The sequence below is a fragment of the Butyrivibrio sp. NC2002 genome (assembly GCF_000702265.1).
Lineage (GTDB): Bacteria > Bacillota > Clostridia > Lachnospirales > Lachnospiraceae > Butyrivibrio.
Genome location: NZ_JNKZ01000004.1, coordinates 241,800 through 264,718, shown reverse-complemented (window position 1 = coordinate 264,718; position 22,919 = coordinate 241,800). Strand labels below are relative to the sequence as shown.

Below are 22,919 nucleotides of genomic sequence, written 5' to 3'. Positions count from 1 at the left end.
AATATGGTAATGTCCAGTGATGTAAGGCAGATAGGGCGGGAAAAGTGGTGATAAGTAAACACCTGGACATGATATAATTTAGAGAGTGAAATTGGACAAAGGAGCATATGCTGATATGGATCTCTTTGAATACATGGCAGATGGTAGAAAAGAAAAAGAAGCGCCTTTAGCTGCAAGAATGCGCCCACAGACACTTGATGAAGTTGTGGGGCAGGAAGATATAATCGGCGAAGATAAGCTGCTTTATCGTGCTATCAAGGCAGACAGACTGAGCTCAATAATCCTGTATGGACCTCCCGGGGTAGGAAAGACAACACTTGCAAAAGTGATTGCCAATACTACCTCGGCAGACTTCCATCAGGTCAATGCTACGATAGCTGGCAAAAAAGATATGGAGTCTGTAGTTGAGACTGCCAAGAATAACCTTGGTGGATACGGAAGAAAGACAATCCTTTTCATCGACGAGATACACAGATTTAATAAAGCTCAACAGGATTATCTGCTTCCATACGTTGAAGATGGCACACTGATACTGATTGGTGCTACTACTGAGAATCCGTACTTTGAAGTGAACGGGGCGCTTATATCAAGGTCAAGGATATTTGAACTAAAGCCTCTGTCTAAAGAAAACATTCTGACTCTCATAAAAAGAGCTTTTGAGTCAGACAGGGGTGTAAAGCAGTATAACGCAGAGATAACGGATGAAGCGGCAGATTTCCTTGCAGACATAGCAGATGGCGATGCCAGAGCGGCGCTCAATGCAATAGAGCTGGCAGTGCTCACCACAAAGCCTTCAGCAGATGCAAAGATCCATGTAGATCTTGCGGTAGCAGAGGAATGCATCCAGAAGAAAGCAATCCGCTATGATAAGACCGGTGATAATCACTATGACACCATAGCAGCATTCATAGAATCCATGTGTGGGTCAGATCCTGATGCAGCACTTTACTATCTTGGACGTATGCTTGCTGCAGGAGAGGATGTTAAGTACATAGCCAGGAGAATGCTGGTTGCAGCATCTGAAGAAGTTGGAAATGCGGATCCCATGGCCATATGTGTTGCAGCATCCGCAGCTGTAGCAGTTGAGCGTGTCGGGATGCCTGAAGGAAGAATAATACTTGCCCAGGCAGCAACTTACATCGCTTCTGCTCCTAAGTCCAATGCAGCTTATCTCGGAATTGAGAAGGTACTGCAGACAGTAAGAGAAACCGGAAACCTCCCAATCCCTCCGTATCTTCAGGACTCCTCATATAAAGGGGCCGCAAAGCTTGGAAGGGGTGTTGGATATAAATACGCTCACAATTATCCCAATCATTGGGTAGAGCAGCAGTATCTTCCGGATGCAATAAAGGATATGACATTCTATGAGCCGAATGATATCGGTCATGAAAAAGATATAAAAGAGTATTTTAGAAACATAGGAAAAGATCCGCTGAGATATGAATATAAGGATCCTTCTGAAGAGGGTAATCCCGAGAGACCGTGGGAATAATACCAAAAGGATCTTGCATGAAGGATGGATGGGCATAATGATAGCATCTACCCTTATTACCATGAGCTTTAATCAAAGTGGCGTTTGTAGGAAGAAAAAAAGATGGGAAGGCTTTAGATATATGTGGATTGTATTTGCATTGTTATCGGCAATATTTGCAGCATTGACATCAATACTGGCAAAGATAGGAATTGAAGGGGTTGATTCTAATCTAGCTACGGCTATCCGAACCGTGGTAGTGGTCGGAATGGCTTGGATTATGGTTTTTATAACTCATGCACAGAACGGTTTATCAACGATCGGTAAAAAAAGCTGGATATTTCTTATTCTTTCAGGTTTAGCTACGGGTGCTTCGTGGTTATGTTATTACAAAGCATTGCAGATGGGAGAAGCTTCCAAAGTAGTGCCTATAGACAAGCTCAGTGTGGTGATTACGCTAGTGCTTGCATTCTTGTTCCTGCATGAACAGTTTACAGCAAAATCAATCTTAGGATGTATCTTGATTGGAGTCGGAACATTGCTGATGGTAGTATAATTTTTCAGGATAATCCAAAAAACGACAAATCGGTGGTTCGTAGGGATAACATTATAAACAAAACAAAATCAATTTTATAAAAAAATAAACATAGGAGGACAGAAGCAATGAAACAGGAAATCAAGACAACAGAAGCAATATTCCCAATGCCAGTACTTATGATATCGACATTCAACGAAGATGGCAGCGTTGATGTCATGAACGCTGCTTGGGGAACAATGCTCGACAGAGATATTTCTACTTTATTGCCAGATATACATCTGGTGGTGCTTCATATGGGATAACCTGGGAACAGACCAGAGAAGATGGCTTGATCAAAGAGGAAGAAAGCTATGATGAAGAACTGCCTTTCCAATAAACCTGAAATTACCACTATTACGGTGGGAGAAGACATATTTTTAATGGTTTGTTAATAGAAATTTGATTGATTGAATTTAACATGGGCACTACAATGTTTGTAGTAAAATACTTTGGTAAAACCGGAGTGATCCGGCGACACAAAGCTATAGGGACTTAATGAGTCAGCCAGCTGCAACTACACACCGCAGCTTTGCGGTGTTTTTTGTTTTTAAGAGGAAAGAATGATGCGGGAAAGGAGAACAGGTACAAGTGCACAGGCACTGATAATTGCTTTTGAATTGTTGATATGCACAGTTTTCTCCTTCAATTTGTCAGCGATTCAGGTAGAAGCAGCTGAGTCAGCTGCCTCTTTTTCAGGAAATGCTTCAGTGGCCATAAACAATAATGTACCAGAGTTTACAGCTGATGAAATTACGACAGCTTCATATGAGAGATATGGAGACTTTGACTCTCTTGGACGATGCACAACAGCAATAGCCTGCGTTGGCAAGGATATAATGCCAACAGAAGAACGTGGCTCAATCGGTTCTGTGAAGCCCACGGGCTGGGACCAAAACAAATATCCAGGAATTGTAAATTCTGAACCACCATACCTTTATAACAGATGCCATCTCATTGGCTATCAGCTGACCGGTGAGAACGCTAATGAAAAGAATCTCATAACCGGGACAAGGTATTTCAATATCGAGGAGATGCTACCCTATGAGAACAGGGTTGCAGGTTACGTAGAATCAACCGGAAATCATGTGATGTATCGTGTTACACCGATCTTCTCGGGTAATAATCTTCTGTGCGATGGTGTGAAGATGGAAGCCTATTCTGTTGAAGATGGTGGAAAGGGAGTAAGCTTTAATGTATTCTGCTACAATGTTCAGCCCGGAGTCCTGATCAATTATGCAGATGGCAGCAATCAGCTTGATGAAGGTTTTAACATAACTTCAAATGGTTCTGGGCAGGAAACCACAAGAAGCTCGCCATCTCAAACTGAAGCAGTTGTAGAATCACAGGTGGAACAACCAGATCAGCAAGTCCAGAGTGCAAGCTATATTGCCAATAAAAACACTAAGAAGTTCCACTATCCTTCATGTAAGGATGTTAAGAAGATTAAAGCTGAAAACTATGCAACATCGTCCTCAAGCCGTGATGATATCATCGCTCAGGGATATTCTTCATGCGGACACTGCCATCCATAAGTTTTATTGGTAAAACTTACAGAGAAATAAGTTTTGGTTATAGTCTTAGCTTATCGCAGGCAATAACCATCACGTATTAGCCAAGATGATAAAACTCCATTATCATTAGTTTCAACAGGAAACAAAAAGAAATAGAACGTATGCCATATGCTCGGGAGACTCATTTGTCACCGGGCATATTTCTTTAACTATGTTTTATGTGCCTGCAACCAGATACCAATCAGGTAGAATCTCTTTCTATTATCCTGCAAGGAAGTCGCACTTCGCCCTGCAGAATGTCTTCTTTATGTTCAATTTTTGAAATCAGGCCTTCGGCTGATTTGTAGCCGATATCAAAAAGTGGAGGCTCAACAGTTGTGAGTGTTGGACGACACACTGTTGATAATTCCCTGTTATCAAAGCCAATAAGTGCAATATCCTTGCCAACCTGAATCCCGGCATCATTGCAGGCATCTATTACGCCCATGGCCATTTCATCGTTGTGGGAAAAAATAGCAGTCACATGCTGTCTGATAAGTTTCTTGGTGGCACTGTAGCCACTGTCTCTTGACCAGTCTCCGTTGATTACATATCCCGGATTATATGGTATGTTGTGATCATATAAGGATTCTTGATAACCTGTTAGTCGCCATCTGGTGTGAACACTGCTTACTTTGCCAGTTATGGTGGCTATTTTTTTGTGCCCTTTTTTGATCAGAAGAGAAACTGCTTCACAGGCGGCGTGCTGATCATCATACAAAACAGAAGGAATCGCAAGGGATGGAGAAATGCAGTAAGCGCATACGAAAGGAATGTTGTTTTCAAATATGCTTGGTACTACTCTGTGAGAATGGCAGCCAAGATAAATAATTCCATCAACCTGCATGGAACTCATGTGTGAAACTGCATTGTTTTTGATTTCTGAGTATCTATCCTTGTCATTGTCAGGATCAATACCAAGAGTGTTTATGCGAAGATTTTCCAAGAGATAACGATAACCCTTCTCTTCACAACAGGCTCCGATGCCGTCTATTATTGGAGGAGTGTTGAATACGGTAAGGTCCTCTGCAAGGATTCCAATTGTCCTGCTGGAACCAGTTTTTAGATTTCTGGCATAGAGGTTGGGATGATAATTAAGTTCCTCAGCAATTTCCAGAATTTTTCTGGTGGTCTCTTCACTTATATTTCCGGTGCCATTTAAAACCTTGGATACTGTTGCGACAGATACCTGGGCTTTTTTGGCGATGTCCTTCATATTAGACACAGTTCGTCCTCACTTCCAAAATACTAATTACAAGATAATGGTAAACGTTTTCTTAATAAAAAACAACCAAAAAATTGCTCGCAATATTATTGAAAATTGCTATTTACATATATAATGCAACAATATAAAATCCAAATTAAGGTAAACGATTACCTAAAATGAAATTGGGAGATGAGTTAAAAGAATATCATGAGTTGTAGCGAGGACTACAGCTTTATATATGAAAAGGGAAAACGTTAACTTTGCACACAACTAGAAGGAGGAAAAAATATGAAGGGGCATTGGGTATGGAAAAAGAAATAAGGCCATTGAAACTTCAGCAGGTAAAAGTCACTGATCCTTTATTCGGACATTATATCAATAAAGTAAGTGAAGTCATGCTGGTTCATCAGTGGAAAGCTCTAAATGATGAACTGGAAGGAACTGATCCTACGGGATGTATCAAAAACTTCCGTATAGCTGCCGGACTACAAGAGGGAGAACGGCAAGGAGTAGTTTTTCTTGATACTGATCTATATAAGTGGATAGAGTCAGCTGCCTATTGCATTGCAATAGGTAGCGGGACTCAGTTTGAAGGTAAAATTGATCAGGTGATTGATATTTTGGAAAAGGCTCAGGAAAAAGACGGATATTTAAATACTTACTTTCAGATAACAGCTCCGGAAAAGAAATGGACAAACCTGGTTGAGGGACACGAATTATATACCTCAGGACATATGATTGAGGCAGCAGTTGCTTATGCACTGGCCACAGGTAAGGAGAAATTTCTTCAAATTGCAATGAGGAATGCTGACCTTATTTGCAGGGTATTTGGAACAAAGAAAGGACAGATTCCTGGAGTTCCAGGGCATGAAGAAATTGAGCTGGCTTTGATCAAGCTTTATAGGTGGACTAGGGATGACAAGTACTTAAAGCAGGCTGATTATTTTGTCAGGCAGAGGGGAACTGCACCTAATTATTTGCAGAATGAGATTGATGGCAGAAAAGGCCCTGAGTTCTTTCCTGAGTTTAGAAACTATTCTATGAAGTATGCACAGGCAGAGAAACCTCCAGTAGAACAAACTGAGGCTGAAGGTCATGCTGTAAGGGCAATGTACCTGTACAGTGCTATGGCAGACCTGGCAAAATGGCAGCAGGATAAAGAAATGGAAAAAGCCTGTGACAGACTGTGGGATAACATGGTAGGCAAGAGAATGTATATCACAGGAGGAATTGGCAGCAGCGGATTTTTGGAGTGCTTTACCACAGATTACGACCTGCCTAACAGCACAAATTATTGTGAGACTTGTGCTTCTGTGGGAATGATGATGTTTGGACAGAGGATGGCTGCCCTAAAGAAAAATGCAAGCTATTACGATACAGTTGAAAGAGTATTGTACAACACTATTCTGGCAGCTATGAATCTGGAAGGAGACAGATATTTTTACGTAAATCCATTAGAGATGATTCCGCAGTTTTGTACTGAGAATACCTATATGGATCACGTTAAACCTGTCAGGCAGAAATGGTTTAGTGTTGCCTGCTGTCCTCCTAATCTTGCGAGAACGCTGGCTTCTCTTTCTCAGTATTTATATGCTTGTGATGAAAAGGGAATCTACATTAATCAGTTCATATCATCAACCCTTTCGGTGGATAATTCCGGTCAGGAAATATTTGCGGAGCTTAAGTCAGCTCTTTTGACAGATGGAACAGTAGATATCAGGATTTCTACTCTGCAGGCTACAGATATCAGGATAAGAGTTCCGGCCTATGCCAAAGATATGGAGATAGCCCTTGATGGTGAAAAGCTTTCCTATATAGCTGACAATAACTATGCAGTAATTGCTCTTAAGGGTGGTAAACACAGGATTGAGCTTAATATGGGGGTTCATCCAAGATTTGTGGCAGCAGACCACAATGTCAGGGCTGATGCAGGTAAGGTTGCTGTAATGCATGGACCTATGGTCTATTGCCTGGAGGAGGCGGACAATGGACAGAACTTATCTGACATTTACGTGGACACTGATGCTAATCTGCTAAAGGGCAAAGCTTATGAAGAATTCCCGGGAGAAGTACCGACGATAGAGTATGAGGGCTACAGGGTTAAGAGTGTTGGTATTGAAGATGGCAGCCTTTACGGAGAGGCAAGATTTACTAAGAAGCCTGTGAAGATCAGAGCGGTTCCCTATGCTTTTTGGAACAACAGAGGTATTGGAGAGATGGAAGTCTGGCAGAATATTTCTATCTAAAGATAGAACATTACTGCTGAAAAATAATTTTCTAAAGGAGGATATTTCAAGTATGCAAAAGAAAAGATTGTTGAGCATGGCATTAACTGTTGTTACTACTACGGCAATGTTGGTAACAGGTTGTGGTGCTAGTTCTCAAAGCGCACAGGGGGAAGCGCAGGACACAACGCAGAACGCAGTAGAGACATCTAAAACAGAGACAGAGACACCTGCTTCAACTAGTGAGAGCACTGGAGAAAAGGTACATATTACCTATGCTCAGTGGGGCAATGAGACAGAGACTGCTGCAACTCAGGCGGTAGCTGATAAGTTCAATCAATCCCAGGATGAAATTGAAGTAGAAGTAATCAAGATTGACCATGATACCTATGTAACCAAGTTAAACGCAATGGCTACAGCAGGAGAACTTCCTGATACAGCCATCATGAGTGAAGCTGGAGTATTAAAATTTGCAGAGAATGGATTACTTGCAGACATCAGCTCAATGTACGATGAAGGTGATTCCAAACCTCTTGATTCCATAACCTTTAAATATCAGGGAACACCTGTGGCTTATTCAGCAGCCAATGAGGTACTTAACCTTTGGTACAACATAGATCTTTTGGAAGAAATCTGTTCCAAACAGGGATTAAATGTTGCTGATTTTACACCTCCTGCAAGTGCAGACAGTGCATGGGACTGGGATACATTTGTTAAGATAGCTCAGACTCTCACAGTTGATATCAATGGTAATAACGCATTAAGTCCAGACTTTGATCCAGCAAACGTTGATGTTTACGGCTGCACAGTTAACACTCTTCCATGGCAGCTTGAAGTATGGGCAAAGAGTAACGGTGGCGGATATTATAGTGCTGACGGCAAAGAATGTACTATCAATGACGATGCAACAGTAGAAGCACTGCAGAAAATTGCAGACCTTTCAGATGTTTATCACTGTGCACCTCCTGTAACAAGCGCAGCTAACGCGCTTGAATCCTCACTTGGTTCCAAGAAGGTTGTTATGGCTACAGATGGAACCTGGAATGTTGGAACCTTCCTTGGACCATCTGCAGATTTTAAATATGGCGTAGGCGTTCTTCCTTACATGAAGGAGAAGGTTACAATTTGTACTGGCGGACCAAACGTGGTATTTGCTACATCCAAGCACCCTGAAGAAGCTATGACATGGCTCAAGTGGTACTACCAGGAAGAAAACAGCTGGTCACTTATTGAAGCAGGAACATGGATGCCTATTCTTGATAAGTGGTACACAGATGATGAATTTACAAATAAGTGGATTGATAACCCTAATTATCCTGACCATGATATGTACAAGAGTGCAGTAGTAGACTACGCAAGAGATAATTCTCAGTCAACAGCATGGTATTACATCAATGCAACAGACGAGTTTAATGCAACTCTTGATTCAGCATTCTCGGCTGTTTGGTCTGGTGATCAGACAATGAAAGAAGCTATCGATGAGTATTATGATGAGCTAAATGATATTTTCAGCACAAATAATTAACAATTAATACATTGCCGTGCGAAGACAGTTTATTATACCCCATGAAACATGGTCAAAAGTGCAGTATAACTGCCTTCGCCGGCGTTGATATCAGGGGAGAGAGATTATACAATGGAAGTTGCGGGGATATATAGTACAAGCGAGGCGAAGAGTATGAAAAGAGCATCCAGCAAAAGAAAAATACGTACTTCTCAGTCCAAATATAATAGAAAAGAGGAAAGATGTGCCTATTTGTGCCTGATTCCGGCATTCCTTGGAATCACCTTTATAAGTTATCTTCCTACCATAGCAGTGTTTGTACTTAGTTTGTTTAGCTATAATGGTTTGTCCACCCCTGAATTTGTGGGTCTGGATAATTACATTAGGATTTTTACAAAAGATGTGTATTTTACAAGTGCTGTAAAGGCAACGCTTTTGTATGCATTTTTGGCAGTTATCGGCGCGGTTATCTATTCTTTGGTGATAGCACTTATTCTAAACATGGATATTTTTGGAAGAACTATCTTCAGATCTATTTTCTTTATACCCTATCTGCTACCGGCAATAGGTGTTTTCAAAGGCTGGCAATGGCTTTATGAGCAGAACTATGGACTCTTTAACTTCATCTTCAGAATGCTAGGAATTCCACCCCAGAGATTTTTGGACAGTCCAAGGCAGGTAATACCGGCCCTTGTTCTCATCGCAGTATGGGCCAGCGGAAATCTCATAGTAATATTCCTTGCAGGACTTCAAAATGTACCTACTGTGTACAAGGAAGCAGCTCAGATAGATGGAGCCAACTCATGGCAGAGATTTTGGAACATAACTATTCCATGCATCAAGCCTATTATTTTTTATAATGTATTGACTGCTCTTATCACACATCTGCAGGTAGTTAATCCGGCTCTAGCCCTTACAAATGGCGGCCCGGACAAGAAGTCTATGTTTTTATCTTATGTTATCTACATGTATGGATTTGAAAAAAATAAGCTTGGATATGCAGCAGCTTTTTCAGTTATATTCTTTGTTCTAGTAGGCATTTTTACAATAGTATTATTTGTAACTCAAAAAGATAGCATCTTTAGCGATGAAGCGTGAGAAAGGGGGAGCAAACATGACAGGAAAAGAAAAAAGGAAACTGGCAAACCGCTCAGTTGTAACATTGATTGCCTTATTTTTTGCATTTCTGACACTCCTTCCAATATGGTGGATATTCAGATCTTCACTTATGAGTGTTGCGCAGGTCAACGCTTATCCGCCATCCTTTATTCCAACAGAGTGGCTATGGTCCAACTACACCAAGACCCTTCAGACCTTCGAATACTGGACATATTTTAAAAACACCTTTTTGATTATCATTCCGGCTGTGACATTTGGTGTTATTACTGCCATCTTTTGTGGCTACGCCTTTGCCAGACTAAGGTTTAGAGGCAAAAATCTTATATTTAAGATCTGTGTCAGCACAATTCTTCTTCCAGGCATGGTTACGCTGATTCCACTTTATATTGTGTGGACAAAATTCTTAGGACTTGGTGACACATATTGGCCTCTGATCCTGCCGTTTTTAACAGGTGGAGGATTCTTTAACATCTTCCTGATCAGGCAGTTTCTTATGACAATCCCCAGGGATCTTGATGAAGCTGCATCAATAGATGGGGCCAGCCGCATGAGGATATTGTGGACAATTCTTGTTCCTGCGATCAAGCCAGCAGTAGTTGTTGTTGGAATGATGTTATTTATACAGATTTGGAATGATATGCTCCAGCAGATAATCTACATTAACAGTATGAGCAAGTTTACTTTTGCCATTGCACTCACCAATTTCACAGGCTCTTTTGGAACAAACTGGCCCATGGCTATGGCAGCCACTTTTATGACTATTCTGCCTGGTATAGTAATCTATATATTTGGGCAAAAGAGCTTTGTAGAAGGTATAGTACTGACTGGTATGAAAAACTAATATATAGGGGAAAAAATGAAATACTTGAATCGTTTTATGAAATGGTATCTTGGAGAAAACGATGTGGAAAAAGAGCCGCCTAAGGACGGCTCTTTTCCGCATCTTATATCTTGTTGTTAATTTTCCAGAACGCTTATCTATAATCATGCATGTTTTTTGAAATCTTTGGCAAGGTCTGTTTTCTTCTCTTCAAATTTCATAAGATTATCATTTTCTATCCTATTAGCCGGTGCATAATTTTCATACTTCTTTTTTTGATGTGGCTGCGATTTCCAAATCTCATCGGCAACAGGGGCCCACTTGAGAGCATAGTCATCACACTTTGCACATAAATGCTCTACACTCTCATCCGATTCTTCATTTGTGCCATGTGCTTTTGATCTTTCCACCATCTCCCTTAGAAGTTTTGGATTTTCGAGCATCGGACACGGTCTTAAGTGATTTTTATTAAAGGGCTGTCCCTTATGATATTCCATGAAAAGCGGACTCTTTAGCATTTCCAAAATAGAATTGTCATGTATATTAGTGTTTGAAAAATGGATGAAAACGCAAGGTTCTGCATCTCCGTTTGAGTTAATATGGAAATAATTCCTTCCACCTGCAATACATCCACCTACAGCTTCTCCGTCATTCTGAAAATCCATCGGAAAGAAGCCTGTATCACATTCGTTTGAGCGAATCCATCTGATACGTTCTATCATCAGCTTTCTCTGTTCTACGGTAGGCATCAGCTCCGGTACCGCATTATTTCCAACCGGCATATAGTGGAAGAAAAAGCCAAATCTCGCGCCTTTTTCTGCAATATACTTTATAAATTCAGGATTTGTCACGGCTTCAATATTATTTCTTGTATAGCAAATAGATGTACCAAAGAGAATCCCGTATTTTTTGAAAAGAGACATTGCATTCATCACTGCATCATAATGACCGATTCCTCTTCTTGCATCATTAGTTTCAGGTGTCCCCTCTATGGAAAGCATGAATGTAATATTTCCCAGCCGTACAACCTCTTTACAAAAATCATCATCCACAAGAGTTGAATTACTATATATTCCGAATTGCACATCATTATGCTTTTCTGCAAGCTTAAGTATATCTGCCTTCCTGACAAGGGGCTCTCCACCTGTCATCATATAGAGATACACGCCCAGCTCTTTTCCCTGAGTTACTATCTTATCCATATCGGCAAAAGACAAATTGTTCTTTGGTCCATAAGTGCCTGACCAGCATCCTTTACAGTGCATATTGCAGGCAGAAGTAGGATCAAAAAGTATAAGCCATGGTATGTTACAGCCGTATTTTTCCCTGTTCTTCCGTATAGTCTTTGTTCCCCTGAAGAAAGCCTCGTACCCCAGATTGAGCATGGTCATTTTGGCTACATGCGGATCAGTTTCATCCAATACTCTGTTTATAAAGTTTACCCAGCGGTTATCCGGATCCTTAAATGCACGTCTAACAGCTTCCAGTTTTTCAGGATCAGCAGCCTTTTTTCCCCAAAAGCGTTCTGCTTCATCAACGAGCTTTAAGTATGTTTTGGTGCGGTCCTCAGTCTTATCAAGATGGCCAAGGAATTTGTCTATCAGGACACTAAAAGCTTGTCTTTGCGCTGCATGTGAAATATTTGTAAATGTGTTCATATCGTCTCCCAGTATTTTTATGTATATTGACAAAACATTTGTCTGATAATACAGTTATATCATCTATACAAATGTCAAACAATATGTTGTGCGTATTTGATACATAATTTTACAAAATGTCGTGACAATACAAATGGAGGCCAAAATGTCCACAGAGCTTGAAAAAAGAAATATACGAAGAATGTCAAATAAGGAGTCCAACAGAATTACTAAAGAATGCATCTGTGATGCGCTGATCGGATTGATGAAAGAGCATCCGTACAAAGATATAAATATGACCATGATAATAAAAAAATCAGGAGCTTCAAGAGCTTCTGTCTACAGAAATTATCCTTCAAAAGAGGCTATCATTCAGGACATTACAAAAAACATAACTGACGAGCTCAGCGCTTCTCTGACAGGAGTGTTGCAGAAAAGTAACACATATGAGTGGTTTTTAAAGGTGTTTTCAAGGCTGCACTCCGATAAAGACATGTGTGTACTTATCCGTAATTCAAATATCTCTTTTACGGATATGTTCTATAATGCCTTGTCTATTGCCTCAGACAGCGAATACGCTTCCCAACATGAATACATTGCCAGAGGTATTGCTGCCGGCTTATGGGAAGTGTCGCTGACATGGATAAAAAACGGTATGAAAGAATCTCCTGAATATATGGCAAGGGTATGCTCAGAAACCTTAAGATTGGAATGATGGATATGGCAGAAGAAATTATCAATGCAAGCAATAATTAGGAAGATGGTGTAATATTACCGATTGTGATGTTGCACTTAACTTTGAAGTGATGTGACACCTATGAACACGCGGCTGATAATTACTGGTGTTGGAACAGTTATAACTATTTTGCTTAATATCAGATTCTGGAGAAGGTAAATAATACAGAAAGGGAGTTTGGCACCTGTAACGTTACAGGTTATAATAATAACATGATATAATCGTTTGCACATAAAGGCTTAAAAGATTTCTATGAAACTGGTTCAAAGAAGGGAATTCAGCCAGATCATGCACCGAAATTAGCGAGAATGCTTGACCGATTGGATGCCAGCACCAGTGCTCAAGATATGAACTTGCCTGGGTATAGATTACACCCACTTAAAGGTGATAAGCAGGATATGTGGTCTGTTACCGTCAATGGTAATTGGAGAATGATTTTTTACTTTGAGGGTCAGGATGCATTTCTTGTAGACTACATGGACTATCACTGAGGAAGGAGGAAAAATACATGACTAGAAGACCGACACATCCAGGAAATGTATTCTTGGAAGATGTAATGAAACCATTGAATCTCACAGTTACCGATGCAGCGAGAATGCTAGGAGTAAGTAGAAAAGCATTGTCAGAGTTTGTTAATGAGAAAGCTTCTCTTAGCCCGGAAATGACCATAAGGATAAGCAAGGCAACTAATACATCTCCAGAAAGCTGGATGAATATGCAGCAGAAACTGACGCTATGGATAGCACAGCAAAATGAACCATCAAATGTAATACCCTTTCCTCTGGACGCAGTAAAAGAGGGATGATTGTAATAGCTCTGGAATCAAGATTTGATTAGTTGATGTCCGGAGCTATTTTATTTTTGTCTGAAAAAGGTATGATAATCCATAAGTTGTCGGAAAAGATGATAGGAAATACGAGGGAGAGTAGGATAAGATGAAGCATTGTGGGACACAGACAATCGAAACAGAAAGGCTTATACTGAGACAATTCAAGAGTGAAGACGCCGATGCCATGTTTAAGAACTGGGCAAATGACGAAGAAGTTACTAAGTATCTGACTTGGCCACCTCATGGAACGGTGGATGTTACAAAAGAGATTTTAAAACAGTGGGTGGATTCATATAAGGATGAAAGGTACTATCAGTGGGCCATTGTTCTAAAAGAAATAGATGAACCGATAGGCAGTATCTCTGCAGTTGGTATGAAAGAGAGTATAAACATGATCCATATCGGATACTGTATCGGAAAGTGTTGGTGGAATCAGGGTATTACATCTGAAACATTAAAAGCAGTCATAGATTTCTTTTTTGACAAAGTGGAAGCAAATCGTATCGAATCAAGGCATGATGTTAATAATCCACACTCCGGTATGGTCATGAAAAAATGTGGAATGAAGTACGAAGGGACACTCCGTAGCTCAGATATTAACAACCAGGGACTTAATGATTCCAGTTGGTATGCAATTCTAAGATCAGATAGGTGAGATTGGATTGTTCTTACTAAACAAAAAGAGAACACAGAGCTGGTTCGAAGACTGCGATCATATAGTGATAGATACAGCAGATTTGGATCTGAGCACAGTTTCTTTTACCTATGGAGATTCTCATCCAACATATAAGAGGTACAAGAAAAACAACTGATAAATCTCCGATAATAGAGAGGATTTATTCGAATATGAAAATGCTGACAAATAAAGAGATTAAAGAAATCGCAATAAGACAATCCGCTGAAGATATAGGATGTAAAGCGGAGGATTTTTTATCTGAGAAAAATATAATATGTAAGTTTTGCTTAGGAGAAAAGGCACGCAGGTATTATAAAGAACCAATCACCTGCAACTTTGTTTCTTATGGTAATAATGTTGTAGCTGCCACAATGGGCGAAGTGGAAGATCTGGTTTCTGAATACATAGAAAAATATGAGTTCTACCATCTTTTTGAGACTCCAAATATGCACTGGCTTGAGGAACGTCTTGCAGAGCGTGGGTACAAGATATGTTTTATGGCGGAGTACTACCTTCCTGATGTGGAGAGGATTCCCAATATACAATGTTTATATGAGACAAGAATACTTGGACAGGATGATTTCAAGAATTTGTACCTGCCTGAATGGAGTAATGCACTATGCAAGGATCGCAGCCATCTGGATATGCTGGGTATTGGAGCATACGATAATGGCAGATTGATTGGTTTTGCGGCCTGTTCAGCAGATTGCGATGAAATGTGGCAGATAGGCATAGACGTTCTGCCGGAATACAGGCAAAAAGGGATTGCATCAGCACTGACTAGCAAACTGGCAAAAGAGATTCTAAATCGGGGAAAAGTTCCGTTCTATTGCTCTGCATGGTCAAACATCAGATCAGCCAGAAATGCGGCTAAAAGCGGTTTTATTCCGGCATGGGTAGAAATGACTGTAAAGCCGGCGGACGTTGTTGATGAGATGAATTCATAACTTTCAGTTATATAGACAATGAGAGCTGCGAAGCAAAACATGTAGAAAATACAGTTCGTGATTTACAGGAGAAATAAAATGAACCAAAAAGAAAGGATGCTTGCTAATCTCCCATACAAAGCTTGGATGGATGGGCTTAGCGAAGAACGGATGGAAAACAAAAAGAGAATATTTAGATTCAACAACCTGGATCCAGAGAACAGTTCGGAGAAGGACAAGCTGCTTAAGGAAATACTCGGAAAAACAGGAGAATATGTGAATATAGAAGCACCTTTTCACTGCGATTATGGCTACAACATAGAGGTTGGAGAGAATTTCTTTGCCAATTATAATTTAGTTGTTCTTGATGTTGGAAAAGTCAGGATTGGCGATAATGCCCAGATTGCTCCAAATGTTTCCATATACACGGCTGGACATCCGATTCATCCTGATTCTCGCAATTCGGGATATGAATATGGTATTGACATAACTATCGGTGATAACGTGTGGATTGGTGGAAATACCTGCATTATGCCGGGAGTAACGATAGGAAATAACGTTGTTATCGGAGCAGGAAGTGTCGTTACGAAGGATCTGCCGGATAATGTTATTGCTGTAGGAGCTCCTTGCAGAATAATCAGGGAAATCACTGAAGATGACAGGGATTATTATTTCAAAGACAGAAAATTTGATGTGGATGACTATAAGTGATTCGTATAAAAACAACTCTTGATCCTGCTGTTGTGGGGGTTATTGAGTATGGAACAGCTGACCGGAGAGACTATTACAGAGTTAAAGTAAGGGGGAAACATGGGAAATACAACGGCTTTACGGCACAGATAATCCAGCATGAAATCGATCATTTTTCAGGGGTGCTTATTTGATGGAGAAGGAGTGAAGAGATAAATGTTTTTTATCATGGGAATTACAGATGGAAGGAAAGATTTTGATTTTAATCAGCTGATCACCTGTTCCATCTGCGGGAAATATGGACGATTCAATGTGTTCATGACATATACAGTGCTGTCTCTTTTCTTTATACCGACTTTCAAGTGGAACAGACATTACTACGTGCAGACCAGTTGCTGCGGAACTGTTTATGAGCTTGATCCGGAGATTGGTAAGATGATTGCCAGGGGCGAGGAGGTAGAAATCTTGCCAAGCCATCTGACTCAGGTAAGCGGTGGAAGAGGATTTACTACCGGCTATAAGAGATGCAGGCAGTGCGGATATGAGACAACTGAGGATTTTGATTTTTGTCCGAAATGTGGAACGAGGTTTTGATAGACGTAAGAAGGATGGAAAAGCTTGTGTAATGAGTTCGCAGAAATGGAAATCACTGAGGGCATGTATCAGTCCCTGAAGAATTCAATAAATGCGGTAAACCCAACTGTGAATAAACGCAAGGATATGGAAGTGTATTAAGTGATAATTCTGATATAACCCAAGGCTATCATCAGCCATAGGTAAATACATACACAGAGTATGCACTATTGTGCTTATAATGGTAGCATAGAAATAACTGTTTCCGTGGAGGGCAGAAATGATAAATGAAAAGGTAAAAGAGTTTCTTGTCTCAAATAACCTTGGTGACAGGCTTACTGAACATACCGAAACGATTGATACAGTTGAACATGCTGCACAGCAGATAGGCTGTACCGAACCGGAGATCGCAAAGACATTGTCTTTTGTTGTAGATGAAAAGCCTGTAATTGTGGTAATGGCAGGCGATGGTAAGGTTAACAGTTCTAAGTTCAAATCACTATTTCACACTAAGCCACACATGATTCCCAGAGATCAGGTGGAGAGTATCACGGGATTTCAGCCGGGTGGAGTATGCCCATTTGCGGTGGCTAATAACATCCCTATATGGCTGGATGTTTCAATGAAGAGATTTGAATATGTCCATCCTGCAGGAGGTAATGAGTTTACTTCTGTTAAGGTAACACCTTCAGAGCTTGAAGCTGTTACCGGAGCCGAGGGTTGGTGTGATGTATGTAAGGGATGGGAAGAAGACGAGTAAAGAAAGGGGCGTTACCATGGAATTTAAAGAAGTAGTAAAGAACCGTTATTCATGTAAGAAATACAGCGAAAGGAAAGTAGACAGGGCAAAGCTTAATGACATCCTTGAAGCCGGAAAGCTTGCACCTACGGCAAAGAATCTTCAGGAACAGCATATTTATGTTGTTGAGACTGATGATAACCTGGCTAAGATCGATAAGGCAACGCCATGCCGTTACGGAGCGCCGACAGTTCTTGTTGTAACATTTGATAAAAACAATGTATTTACATATCCGGGTGGCAAGAGAGATTCCGGAGTGGAGGATGCGTCGATTGTGGCAACACATCTCATGTTGGCTGCCGCTGATGCTGGGGTAGACAGCTGCTGGCTAAATTTCTTTGATCCTGATAAGCTCGCTAAAGATCTTGGTTTGCCGGAGAATGAAGAGATTTTGATGCTTCTTGACCTTGGATATGCGGCAGATGGTGCAGGACCTCTTGATAATCATAACATCAGGAAGAACCTTACAGAAACAGTAAGTTATATTTAAGAAAAGCAGAGAATCAGCAAAGAATTCAAGGATGGATTTGGAGCTGATTCTTTTTATGTAGAGGTAACTTTTGTAGTTCACTTATGAAAGTTTATGAAAAATATATTGAATTATGAAGAATTATGAAAGTGTAATGGATTATGAAGAATTATGAAAGGATGTCATGTTATGAAAAAGAATAATCCATTTACTCTTACTTTTGGAAAACAGCCAAATGAATATATATCCAGATATGAAAATACGGATATGATCTTAAGTACATTTGAGGCTGACAATCCAATCAGTCAGGCATATCTTATCGAAGGAATCAGAGGAAGTGGCAAGACTGTACTTATGACTTCAATAACAAATGAACTTGGGAAGGATAAGGATTGTAATAGACCTAAATTCAACGCAGGATCTTATCAATGACTGTGCTATGTGTTTGATCGATTCCTGCAAGAAAATCCCGGATTTCTTTAAACAGGGATTCAACATATCCATCGCAGGTTTTGGTATTGGTGTTAATGGAAATGATACTCCTCAGGATAACGTAAGCATCATAGATAATATGCTTTCTTCATTAAAAAAGCATAATAAAAAGCTGACCATTTAAGTGTTATTCCAAAAATGAATATCATGATATTTATTTTGTTCATTAGCGAAAACCAGGTCAAGGTTTTAATATGGAAACTGGAAAGAAAAGAAATTCAGGAGAGATTTATGGCAAAACAAATATCATCCGGCGAAAATATCATGGGAACAGAAAAGATAAGCAAGCTTGTGATCACTACAGGAATTCCTCTTATGTTCAGCCTGCTTATCAACTCACTTTATAACCTTGTGGATTCGGTTTTTGTGTCAAGAATTTCAGAAGATGCGCTGACGGCGCTTTCACTTGCGGGACCGGTTCAGCTCATCGTTTCATCCCTTGGTCTTGGAAATGCGGTAGGACTAAATGCGGTAATATCCAAAGCACTGGGTGAAAAGCGCCCCGACAAGGTCAAGAACGCAGCAAATGCCGCCATATTCATAGCAATATGCTGCTGGATAATAAATACTGTTATCTGTCTTTTGTTCCTGTGGAGGAAGAGCTTTACTGAATCTTTTTAGGCAGAGCCTGACAATTGGTGATGGAGCTGTAATTGCAGCCGGAGCTGTTGTAACAAAAGACGTTGAGGAAAACACGATTGTGGGAGGTGTTCCTGCAAAAGTTAAAAAGAAGATAGAGAATGTCAGACCAATAGAAAAGAAAGGATGGGAAAATATGAGCAAAGTGTTAGTAATTTCTACAAGTCTTCGTGCAAAGAGTAATTCCGACATACTTACGGAAAAGCTTATAGAGGGAGCAAAAGCTTCAGGTCATGATGTGGAACATATAAGCCTGAAAGGGAAAAATATCAGTTTCTGTATAGGTTGTCTTGCCTGTCAGAATACCCAGAAATGTGTCATTAAGGATGATGCTGCTGAGATTGCAGAAAAAGTAAAGAATGCAGATACCCTTGTATTTGCAACTCCGATTTATTATTACGAGATGAGCGGCCAGATGAAAACTCTTTTGGACAGGCTCAATCCGCTGTATCCTTCAGACTATAAGTTTAGGAATGTTTATATGCTCTCTGTTGCGGCTGAGGATGAAGAGTTTGTGCCCCAGAAGGCTGAAAGCGGACTTCAGGGATGGGTTGACTGTTTTGAAAAGGCAGAATTCTCCGGTTCCTTATTCTGCGGAGGCATAGGCGATATGGGTGAGGCATTAGGTAAAAAAGAGGAATTAAGTGAAGCCTATGAGTTTGGAAAAACATTAAAATAAAGGAAGTTTGCGATGAAAACGAAATTGATTATGATGACACTCTGTGTGTTCATGATGCTTTGTACCAGCGCATGCTCAGGTGATACTAAGATACCATATGAAAACTATGATTCGAGCGCTGCCATTTCTGAATCAGAAGATATAGAAGCAGAAAGTACAGAAGAAACTGATAATCAAGCTGTTGAGAGTGACACTTCTTCTGATGATACGAGTATTGGAGAAAAAACTATGATAATGAAAATTGGTGATATTAAAGTAAATGTAGATTGGGAAAATAATCAGGCAGTAGACGCGCTGCGAAATATGGCTGAAAAAGGCGATGTCATAATTCAGATGTCAATGTATGGCGGATTTGAGCAGGTGGGATCTATAGGTCAGAGTCTTCCAAGAGATGTCAAACAGACGACAACATCATCAGGGGATATAGTTCTTTATTCAGGGAATCAAATGGTTGTGTTTTATGGTTCTAATAGCTGGTCATACACACGGTTAGGTCACATATCTGATAAGGATGAGGCTGGCATGACTGAGTTGCTTTCAAATGGCGATGTTACAATAACTATTAGCATGGGATGAATATCCGTATGCCAAAAGAATTGTCCTCTGAAGTAATGAAAGGGAGTTGATATCTCATGAACCATACTGAACAGAGAATTTGGTTAATTAAAGAATTACAAAGAGATGAATCCCAGCTAAGTGATTATCCTATTCCAAATGATGAGCAAGGGCAGAAGGATTTACTTCGTGGTCTTATGAATATATGGGTACCTAAAGATCTAAGTGATGAATTTCTTAAGATACAGGATGAATATCTAACAGAAGAAAATAGACGTGCCGGTATTACAGATATAAATGATTTAGAACCCATAAAAAGTGATAATCGTCTATATTTATGGCAAGGAGACATGACAACACTTCGAGTGGATGCATTGACGAATCCCGCAAATTCGGAGCTTTTGGGCTGCTGGAGAATCCTGCATAATTGTGCGGATAACATTGTACACTCGAAATCTGGACTCATGCTAAGAAAAACATGTAACTGCATCATGGAAAAGCAGGGACATCCAGAGCCAACAGGGCAGGCTAAGATTACTCCGGCGTATAATTTACCTTGTGATTATGTTATTCATACCGTGGGTCCTATAGTTCAAGGTCCTCTGACTAAAAAGCATGAGCAGCTTTTGGCATCCTGCTATAAGTCATGTCTTGATATAGCAGAGGAAAACGGTGTTAAGAGCATTGCTCTTTGTTGCATTTCTACCGGTGTTTTCATGTTTCCTAATCAGAGAGCTGCTGAGATTGCTGTAGAGACAGTTAAAAACTGGCTTGATGAGACAGGCAGTGAGATGAAGATTGTTTTCAATGTATTTAAGGATCTTGATTTTGAAATATATGAAAAACTGTTAAATGGTTAAGCTATAAGGAGTGTTTTAAAATGATAACGGCTAAGATCAGATCGTTTCAGCCAAATGGATATCAGGAAACAATAGAAAAAGGTTTAAGTGCCATACATAGCTTTAACAGCGGTATGTCCCTTGGGAAAGATGATGATACAGAGCAGCTTGACAGATTAAAAGAAGAAATAAAGGCTGCTGATGCTATTGTTGTTGGAGCTGGGGCAGGACTTTCTACTTCCGCAGGGTTTACGTACAGTGGAGACCGGTTTAAAAAGTGGTTTTCTGATTTTGAAGAAAAATATGGTTTTCAGGACATGTATTCAGGCGGGTTTTACCCATACAAAACCAAGGAAGAGTTCTGGGCATATTGGTCAAGGTATATCTACATCAACAGATACCTTGATGCACATAAAGATACTTATACAAAACTTTATAACCTTGTTAAGGATAAAGATTACTTTGTGATTACTACAAACGTGGATCATTGCTTTCAGAAAGCAGGCTTTGATAAGAAAAGATTATTTTACACTCAGGGAGATTATGGTCTGTTTCAAAGTTTGAATCCGGCAATTAGGGAAAACTTTGATAATGAAGACTGGGTGATGAATGCCATGGAATCTCAGGGATTTGTTAAGGATGGGAATGGAATTTTTGCAATACCATCTGGCGACGTGGTCAGAATGGAAATTGACAGCAGTTTGATTCCAAAGTGTCCGATTGATGGAAGTGATGTCACCATGAATCTTAGAAGTGATGATACATTCCTTGAAGATGGAGGCTGGCATAGAGCATCAGCGGCTTATTCTGATTTCCTTAGAAGACATGAAAATCTGCATGTGCTTTTCCTGGAACTTGGGGTAGGCAGCAATACACCAGTAATAATTAAGTATCCATTCTGGCAAATGACAATGGAAAATGAAAAAGCTACATATGCATGCTTGAATTACAAAGAGGCATACTGTCCCAGAGAGATAGAAGATAGGAGCGTATGCATTAACAGTGATATAGATGAGCTTTTGGATAAGCTGGCATGATTTCAGAAAAAGAAAGATATTATCGGTATTAAAGAGAAAATACATTTCTCCCTTTTTACATTTGTGTTGCTCATGATAGAATAATTAAGAATCGGTGTTTGTGGAGATACGGTTATACTTCTTCTGAACGAGCAGAAGGTCGGGGTGTAAGAATGAAGCAAATTAACTATAAAGTAATTGATAAAGGGACGTATTATCGAAAAGGTGTATTTCGCCACTTTACGGAAGATTGTAAGTGCTCGACCTCGATAACTTCGAGAATAGACGTAACAGAGCTCGCCGCATACTCCAGGAACACAGGTACGAAGTTTTACATCAATTTCCTGTTTATCCTTTCAAAAGCCATGAATTCACGCGAAGACTACAGAATGGGATATCTTTGGCAGACAGATGAGCTGATCTGCTATGACGTAATCAATCCTACGCAGTATGTTTTTCATGAAGATACGGAAACCTGTACGCCTGTATATACGGAATATGATGAGGACTATGAAAAGTTCTATAATGCTGCATTGCGTGATGTTGAAGAGGCAAAGAAAACAAGAGAATACGGCCTGGATACGACGAATCATCCCAACTGGTTCGATGCATCTTATATATCCTGGCTTTCCTATGATTCACTTCATCTTGAACTTCCTGATGGATATCTATATTTTGCGCCGATCATTAACTGGGGAAAATACAGAGAAGAAAACGGCAGGCTTGTCATGCCTGTGACCGTTCGTCTGAATCATGCGATTGCTGATGGGTATCTGGTCGCAAACGTATTTCGACTCTTGGAACAGGAAATCAGATGTTTTGTCGGGCTATAATCGATAAATTTGTCTATCTAATTAAATACTGAATGTTACATAGCAGTTATCTCAAATC

Annotated in this window: 27 protein-coding genes, 2 pseudogenes and 1 riboswitch; of the genes and pseudogenes, 27 read left to right on the top strand and 2 right to left on the bottom strand. The window is 40.1% G+C overall.

Translation table 11 applies throughout. The annotated features are described in order from the left end of the window. Positions 1-115 precede the first annotated feature (115 nt). From T543_RS01225 to T543_RS01215, 4 genes are all read left to right on the top strand, one after another. Entirely contained in the window at positions 116-1,492 is a 1,377-nt protein-coding gene (locus T543_RS01225; RefSeq protein ID WP_035765821.1) for a replication-associated recombination protein A, read from the top strand. Between the two features lie 121 nt (positions 1,493-1,613). Next, a complete protein-coding gene (locus tag T543_RS01220; protein WP_035765819.1) occupies positions 1,614-2,027 on the top strand; it encodes an EamA family transporter in 414 nt (137 codons plus the stop codon). Between the two features lie 107 nt (positions 2,028-2,134). Further along, positions 2,135-2,311, top strand: a complete 177-nt coding sequence (locus T543_RS15530; protein ID WP_330369906.1) for a hypothetical protein — start codon at positions 2,135-2,137, stop codon at positions 2,309-2,311. Positions 2,312-2,489: 178 nt separating this feature from the next. Continuing rightward, positions 2,490-2,564: riboswitch (cyclic di-GMP riboswitch) on the top strand. 44 nt (positions 2,565-2,608) lie between these two features. Next, positions 2,609-3,580, top strand: a complete 972-nt coding sequence (locus T543_RS01215; RefSeq protein ID WP_051638445.1) for a DNA/RNA non-specific endonuclease — start codon at positions 2,609-2,611, stop codon at positions 3,578-3,580. A 220-nt stretch (positions 3,581-3,800) separates the two neighbouring features. On the opposite strand, the gene T543_RS01210 is transcribed toward T543_RS01215, so the two are convergent. Further along, complete coding sequence (locus tag T543_RS01210) at positions 3,801-4,814, bottom strand: LacI family DNA-binding transcriptional regulator (RefSeq protein ID WP_242839457.1); 1,014 nt, start codon at positions 4,812-4,814, stop codon at positions 3,801-3,803. Positions 4,815-5,110: 296 nt separating this feature from the next. Here T543_RS01210 and T543_RS01205 point away from each other — a divergent pair, with 296 nt between their 5' ends. The 4 genes from T543_RS01205 to T543_RS01190 all read left to right on the top strand — a co-directional run bounded on the left by T543_RS01205 (position 5,111) and on the right by T543_RS01190 (position 10,494). Then, the gene (locus T543_RS01205; RefSeq protein ID WP_035764897.1) at positions 5,111-7,051 is read left to right on the top strand and encodes a glycoside hydrolase family 127 protein; all 1,941 of its coding nucleotides are present in this window, start codon (positions 5,111-5,113) and stop codon (positions 7,049-7,051) included. 52 nt (positions 7,052-7,103) lie between these two features. Further along, positions 7,104-8,555, top strand: a complete 1,452-nt coding sequence (locus tag T543_RS01200) for an ABC transporter substrate-binding protein (RefSeq protein WP_035764894.1) — start codon at positions 7,104-7,106, stop codon at positions 8,553-8,555. A 153-nt stretch (positions 8,556-8,708) separates the two neighbouring features. Then, positions 8,709-9,632 (top strand): carbohydrate ABC transporter permease, encoded by a 924-nt coding sequence (locus T543_RS01195; protein WP_242839434.1) that lies wholly within the window; start codon positions 8,709-8,711, stop codon positions 9,630-9,632. A gap of 16 nt (positions 9,633-9,648) precedes the next feature. After that, entirely contained in the window at positions 9,649-10,494 is an 846-nt protein-coding gene (locus T543_RS01190; protein WP_035764891.1) for a carbohydrate ABC transporter permease, read from the top strand. Positions 10,495-10,637: 143 nt separating this feature from the next. Here T543_RS01190 and T543_RS01185 read toward each other — a convergent pair whose 3' ends face one another. Continuing rightward, positions 10,638-12,131 (bottom strand): radical SAM/SPASM domain-containing protein, encoded by a 1,494-nt coding sequence (locus T543_RS01185; protein ID WP_035764890.1) that lies wholly within the window; start codon positions 12,129-12,131, stop codon positions 10,638-10,640. Positions 12,132-12,276: 145 nt separating this feature from the next. On the opposite strand from T543_RS01185, the gene T543_RS01180 reads away from it, so the two are divergent. The 19 genes and pseudogenes from T543_RS01180 (at position 12,277) to T543_RS01105 (ending at position 22,861) form a co-directional block, all read left to right on the top strand. Further along, positions 12,277-12,825: a TetR/AcrR family transcriptional regulator gene (locus tag T543_RS01180; protein ID WP_035764889.1), complete on the top strand. Its 549-nt coding sequence runs from the start codon at positions 12,277-12,279 to the stop codon at positions 12,823-12,825. A gap of 254 nt (positions 12,826-13,079) precedes the next feature. Beyond that, positions 13,080-13,337: pseudogene (locus tag T543_RS16540) on the top strand (type II toxin-antitoxin system RelE/ParE family toxin); the annotation flags it as partial. Positions 13,338-13,354: 17 nt separating this feature from the next. After that, on the top strand, positions 13,355-13,651 hold the full coding sequence (locus tag T543_RS01170; RefSeq protein WP_035764888.1) for a HigA family addiction module antitoxin: 297 nt from the start codon (positions 13,355-13,357) through the stop codon (positions 13,649-13,651). A 130-nt stretch (positions 13,652-13,781) separates the two neighbouring features. Next, positions 13,782-14,330, top strand: a complete 549-nt coding sequence (locus T543_RS01165; protein ID WP_035764887.1) for a GNAT family N-acetyltransferase — start codon at positions 13,782-13,784, stop codon at positions 14,328-14,330. Between the two features lie 7 nt (positions 14,331-14,337). Then, positions 14,338-14,487 (top strand): hypothetical protein, encoded by a 150-nt coding sequence (locus T543_RS15765; protein WP_155843094.1) that lies wholly within the window; start codon positions 14,338-14,340, stop codon positions 14,485-14,487. A gap of 34 nt (positions 14,488-14,521) precedes the next feature. Then, a complete protein-coding gene (locus T543_RS01160) occupies positions 14,522-15,298 on the top strand; it encodes a GNAT family N-acetyltransferase (protein WP_330369905.1) in 777 nt (258 codons plus the stop codon). A 78-nt stretch (positions 15,299-15,376) separates the two neighbouring features. After that, positions 15,377-15,988, top strand: a complete 612-nt coding sequence (locus tag T543_RS01155) for a sugar O-acetyltransferase (protein ID WP_035764885.1) — start codon at positions 15,377-15,379, stop codon at positions 15,986-15,988. After that, positions 15,985-16,161 carry a peptide deformylase gene (locus T543_RS16140; protein WP_242839433.1) on the top strand — a complete coding sequence of 59 codons (177 nt, stop codon included), beginning with the start codon at positions 15,985-15,987 and terminating at the stop codon, positions 16,159-16,161. Before T543_RS01155 ends, T543_RS16140 begins: the two co-directional genes overlap by 4 nt. A gap of 22 nt (positions 16,162-16,183) precedes the next feature. Further along, positions 16,184-16,561, top strand: coding sequence for a zinc ribbon domain-containing protein (locus tag T543_RS01150; RefSeq protein ID WP_035764883.1), 378 nt, complete (start codon positions 16,184-16,186; stop codon positions 16,559-16,561). A gap of 259 nt (positions 16,562-16,820) precedes the next feature. Beyond that, on the top strand, positions 16,821-17,300 hold the full coding sequence (locus tag T543_RS01145; protein WP_035764880.1) for a YbaK/EbsC family protein: 480 nt from the start codon (positions 16,821-16,823) through the stop codon (positions 17,298-17,300). 16 nt (positions 17,301-17,316) lie between these two features. Next, a complete protein-coding gene (locus T543_RS01140; protein WP_035764877.1) occupies positions 17,317-17,829 on the top strand; it encodes a nitroreductase family protein in 513 nt (170 codons plus the stop codon). A 168-nt stretch (positions 17,830-17,997) separates the two neighbouring features. Further along, positions 17,998-18,240: a hypothetical protein gene (locus T543_RS01135; RefSeq protein WP_035764874.1), complete on the top strand. Its 243-nt coding sequence runs from the start codon at positions 17,998-18,000 to the stop codon at positions 18,238-18,240. A 291-nt stretch (positions 18,241-18,531) separates the two neighbouring features. Continuing rightward, entirely contained in the window at positions 18,532-18,921 is a 390-nt protein-coding gene (locus T543_RS01130; RefSeq protein WP_035764871.1) for an MATE family efflux transporter, read from the top strand. Between the two features lie 7 nt (positions 18,922-18,928). After that, positions 18,929-19,033, top strand: a pseudogene (locus T543_RS16620) (sugar O-acetyltransferase); the annotation flags it as partial. 42 nt (positions 19,034-19,075) lie between these two features. Then, positions 19,076-19,618, top strand: coding sequence for a flavodoxin family protein (locus T543_RS01125; RefSeq protein ID WP_035765813.1), 543 nt, complete (start codon positions 19,076-19,078; stop codon positions 19,616-19,618). 12 nt (positions 19,619-19,630) lie between these two features. Then, positions 19,631-20,194, top strand: a complete 564-nt coding sequence (locus T543_RS15750; RefSeq protein WP_051638443.1) for a cyclophilin-like fold protein — start codon at positions 19,631-19,633, stop codon at positions 20,192-20,194. Between the two features lie 56 nt (positions 20,195-20,250). Continuing rightward, positions 20,251-21,033, top strand: coding sequence for a protein-ADP-ribose hydrolase (locus T543_RS01115; RefSeq protein WP_035764868.1), 783 nt, complete (start codon positions 20,251-20,253; stop codon positions 21,031-21,033). Positions 21,034-21,053: 20 nt separating this feature from the next. Further along, complete coding sequence (locus T543_RS01110) at positions 21,054-22,049, top strand: SIR2 family NAD-dependent protein deacylase (RefSeq protein ID WP_035764866.1); 996 nt, start codon at positions 21,054-21,056, stop codon at positions 22,047-22,049. 152 nt (positions 22,050-22,201) lie between these two features. Beyond that, positions 22,202-22,861: a CatA-like O-acetyltransferase, family 3 gene (locus T543_RS01105; RefSeq protein WP_330369903.1), complete on the top strand. Its 660-nt coding sequence runs from the start codon at positions 22,202-22,204 to the stop codon at positions 22,859-22,861. Positions 22,862-22,919 lie beyond the last annotated feature (58 nt).